This window comes from Candidatus Binatia bacterium (assembly GCA_036382395.1).
Lineage (GTDB): Bacteria > Desulfobacterota > Binatia > HRBIN30 > HRBIN30 > JAGDMS01.
Map to the genome: position 1 here is coordinate 1 of DASVHW010000202.1, position 3,819 is coordinate 3,819.

The window sequence follows — 3,819 nt, forward strand, 5'->3', positions numbered from 1 at the left end:
GCCGCCGTGGCGATCGCGACCATGGTGTTCTGGCAAGCGCGACAGGAAGCGCAGAACTCCCGATTCACGGCCGGCTTGGACTCACTCTGGCATCTGGAGGCGCAGTGGGAGTCCGCCAGCATGGTGGACGCTCGCCAGCGAGCGGCGGCGTCGCTCCTCGAAGGGAAACCGAGCGCCGACGTGGATCAGATCCTGGAATTCTTTGAACTGGTGGCGACGCTCCTCGATCGGCACATTCTGGATGAAGAAATGGTGTGGCACGAGTTCTACTGGCCGATCGTACATTACTGGACGGCCAGCGAGGAATATATCCGCGAAGTGCAGGGAAAGGAGCCAGCGACCTGGAAAGAGTCGACTGCCGTGGTGACGCGACTGATGGCGATCGAGGCGCGCAAGCGGCGCAAGGCGCTGAGCGAGCTCACACCCTCCAAGGATGAGGTACACGACTTCCTTGTGGGCGAAAGGGGAGACTCGGAATCAGCCGAATGTCCGGTGACGACCTCGCGCAGAATGATTTCCGCTCCCGGGGCTAGGGGCGTCCGTGACTGTACTTGATGATATCGGCGCTCTCTAGCGTGATGAGCCCGCCGCCCCCGCTGGCCTCCATCATGGCATCGAACTCCGAGAGGGCGGCGCGAATCTTTTCTTCCGTATCGACAATCTCGATCAGCACCGGCAGATCTTCGGAGAGGCGGAGGATCTTTGCAGTGTGGATGCGGCTTGCCGCGCCATATCCCTCGATGCCACGCCAGACCGTGGCGCCAGCCAGGCCAAGTTCGTGAGCCCGATGCACGATGGCTTCGTACAGCGGCCGGCCTCGATAACGGTCGGATTCGCCAACGAAGATACGGAGGAGCTTTCCGTTGCCCGCGATATGCATCACCGTGCCCTATAGCAGGCGACCGACCAAGCTTCCCAGCCAGACTGCCAGGAAACACATGCCAAGTGTCGCCCCGAGGTTGCCGAACGCGAGCGCCATTTCACCATCCCGCAGTAGTGCGACGGTCTCATAGCTGAAGGTCGACATGGTGGTGAATCCGCCGCACAGGCCCACTGCGAGCAGCAGGCGCATGTCGGGGCTGAGAAGTCCGCGTTCGAGCGACAGCATCATGACGACACCCACAACGAAGCTGCCAAGCACATTCACTGTGAGCGTCCCCATCGGGAAATCCGAGCCAGTGAGGCGCTGCATGATGCCCGCGAGCCAATAGCGAGCAAGCGAACCCACCAGACCGCCAAGGCCAACGAGAACGGTGCGAGGCACGGCCGATTCAAAGCACAGCAGCCGCTGCTGGGCAACGGGCCGCGCCGGGTTGCGTGGTTGTCGGTACGAGCCGTCGTGGGTTTCTGTCCGTGCTGCCCGGCGTATGGACAGGTTGAACAGACAGTAGATCGGGCTCTCCAGGACTCAGCCGTCCAGGCTCACGGCCATAACTCCGCTCTAAGGTCGCGCCCCCGGTACCGGCCGGCGCGCGTCGACGATCTCCTGGAGCCGCTGGTCACCCACGGGCACTCGCACCGAGAGCAGGCCCTGGTGGCGGTGATGCGCAAACTGCTGCACGCCATCTACGGCATGCTCAGAACCAACACCGATTTCGATGGCTCGAAATTTCGCAAACTGCCGCAGGCGGCTTGACACGGGAGAGAGTATCTCTGGCCGTTCAAGGTCTTGCACAGCCGCAGGAGATGGCGGTGAATCCTGTAGCTGACAGCTGAATGCTGACAGCTGACCGCAGTGCTGCCCTAAATTGGGATAGCACCGGCAGGTCGGACCGGAACCGGCACGGCCCTTGATCGCCGCGCGGCCTTCGGCTACGGCCCGCAGGTGAGTGTGCGGGTCCACAGCTATCACCTCCCCGGAATCGAGGGCCACATCCCATCCGAACCCCTCCGCTGCGGGGCGGTGGAGGTCGAGGTGCCGCGACTGGGTCCGGACCAGTTCCGGTCCCTGCTCGATCGTGCGCGGGCCGCGGCGCTCCAGCACTTACGCCGGCGCCCGGTCGACGAGATCTTGGCAGCGGTCGACTGCGTCGTCGCCAACTGGTTGCGTCCGGACTATCACCTGCGGCAGCAGGCGGAGGAGATCCTGCCGCTGGCAACCGGCTTCTCGCCCGAAAGCGTGCGCCACGGGCTGCCTCTGCTGCTCGAGCCTCTGCGCGCCGCAAAGATCCGGGCACTGCTGGATGCCGAGCTGGGTGACTACCGTGTCCTCGACGGCACGTATGGTGGGCGGCACGCCACCGGCCCGTCACTGATTGCCCACGTGCTGTCGGGAAACATCCCCGGCCTGGCCGCGGCGCCTGTGTTGCTGTCGCTGGTGCTCAAGTCCGCCGTGCTGATCAAGAGCGCCGCCGGCGATCCAGTGTTTCCCGCACTCCTTGCCACTTCGATCCGTGAAGTCGATCCAGACCTGGCGCGCTGTCTCGTGGTCGCGTACTGGCGCGGCGGAGAGGGAGAATTCGAAGAGGCGGCATTGTCTGTTCCCGACGTCGTCGTCGCCTCGGGATCCGACGCCGCAATTGCGGCCATGGCGGCACGAGTGCGCACGCGCTTCATCGGTCACGGCCACAAGAGCAGTTTTGCGGCCATCGGCAGAGAATGCCTGAGCGACCGGAACGCGGCAATACGACTGGCGCACAGCCTGGCGTACGATGTCTGCTTATGGGACCAGCAGGGCTGCCTGTCACCGCAGCTCTGCTATATCGAAGATGCCGGTCACGTCACGCCGGCGGCATTCGCTGCGCACCTGGCAGAAGCGCTGTCCGGATATGCCGCCGAGCTGCCGCCGCGGCAGCTGAGTTTCGATGAACAGGCGCAAGTGCTGCGCTTCCGCCAAGAGGCAGAATGGCGTCAGGACACGCCAGGCACGACCGGGCTGCTGGCCAGCCCCGGTTCCACTGATTGGAGCATCAGCATCGAGAAGGGTGCGGAGTTCGTTCCCAGCTGCTTGAACCGGTGCATGCGGATCAAAGTCGTCACCGATCTCTCGGAACTGCCGGCGGCGCTGGTCCCGCATCGACGCCATTTGGAGGCAGCCGGTATCGCCGTGGCGCCAGCACGTCTGGCGTCCCTCTCCACACTGCTCGGGAGCTGCGGCGTGCACCGGATTTGCCCGATCGGAGAGATGCAGCGGCCACCGCTCTCCTGGCGGCAAGGAGGCCGGCCGCGCGTCGCGGATTGGGTCGAGTGGACAGTGACGGAGGGGCGTGGGGGGAGAGTGTAGAGCGTGGGAACGTTTGAAGACAACCTGAAGGACGGATTCTTCCGTCATGTGTGTCAGACCTCGGCGGAGCCGTTGGGAATCGTGGTCACCCGTGCGCGGGGCACGAAGATCTGGGATACCGATGGCCGTGAGTATCTCGATTTACTCGCCGGGATGGGTGTCGCCAACATCGGGCACGCGCATCCGGTGGTCATCCAGGCCATCGAGAAGCAAGTCGCATCGTACCTGCACGTGTCGGTGTACGGCGAAATGGTGCAGCAACCGCAGGTGGAGCTGGCCCGGCGTCTCGCCGCGATCACGCCTGGTGACCTCTCCGTTGTCTACTTCGCCAACAGCGGGACGGAAGCAGTCGAGGGCGCGCTCAAGACGGCACGCAAATTCACCGGCCGATCACGCCTGATCGCGTTTGATGGGGCATTCCATGGCGACACCTTCGGGGCGCTGTCGGTCGGCGGCAATCCGATCTATCAGCAACCGTTCCAACCTTTGCTGCCGGGGGTCGAGATGCTCCCGTTTGATGACGTCTCGGCGCTGCGACGGATCGACACGTCCGTCGCGGCGGTGATCGTCGAACCGGTGCAAGGCGAAGGCGGCGT

At 64.2% G+C, this 3,819-nt stretch carries 5 protein-coding genes; 3 read left to right on the forward strand and 2 right to left on the reverse strand.

What is annotated here, in order from left to right; all coding sequences use genetic code 11:
* Positions 1 to 555, forward strand: a 555-nt coding sequence (locus VF515_09210) for a hypothetical protein (GenBank protein HEX7407812.1), incomplete at its 5' end; no start/stop codon positions are given.
* Here the strand turns inward: VF515_09210 and VF515_09215 are convergent.
* Positions 530 to 880 (reverse strand): DUF190 domain-containing protein, encoded by a 351-nt coding sequence (locus VF515_09215; GenBank protein HEX7407813.1) that lies wholly within the window; start codon positions 878 to 880, stop codon positions 530 to 532. The genes VF515_09210 and VF515_09215 overlap by 26 nt on opposite strands.
* Before the next feature lie 9 nt (positions 881 to 889).
* The gene (gene crcB / locus VF515_09220; GenBank protein ID HEX7407814.1) at positions 890 to 1,264 is read right to left on the reverse strand and encodes a fluoride efflux transporter CrcB; all 375 of its coding nucleotides are present in this window, start codon (positions 1,262 to 1,264) and stop codon (positions 890 to 892) included.
* A gap of 561 nt (positions 1,265 to 1,825) precedes the next feature.
* On the opposite strand from crcB, the gene VF515_09225 reads away from it, so the two are divergent.
* Both VF515_09225 and VF515_09230 read left to right on the forward strand, forming a co-directional pair.
* Positions 1,826 to 3,223 carry an acyl-CoA reductase gene (locus VF515_09225; GenBank protein HEX7407815.1) on the forward strand — a complete coding sequence of 466 codons (1,398 nt, stop codon included), beginning with the start codon at positions 1,826 to 1,828 and terminating at the stop codon, positions 3,221 to 3,223.
* Between the two features lie 3 nt (positions 3,224 to 3,226).
* The coding region (locus VF515_09230) for an aminotransferase class III-fold pyridoxal phosphate-dependent enzyme (GenBank protein HEX7407816.1) at positions 3,227 to 3,819 on the forward strand (593 nt) is incomplete at its 3' end.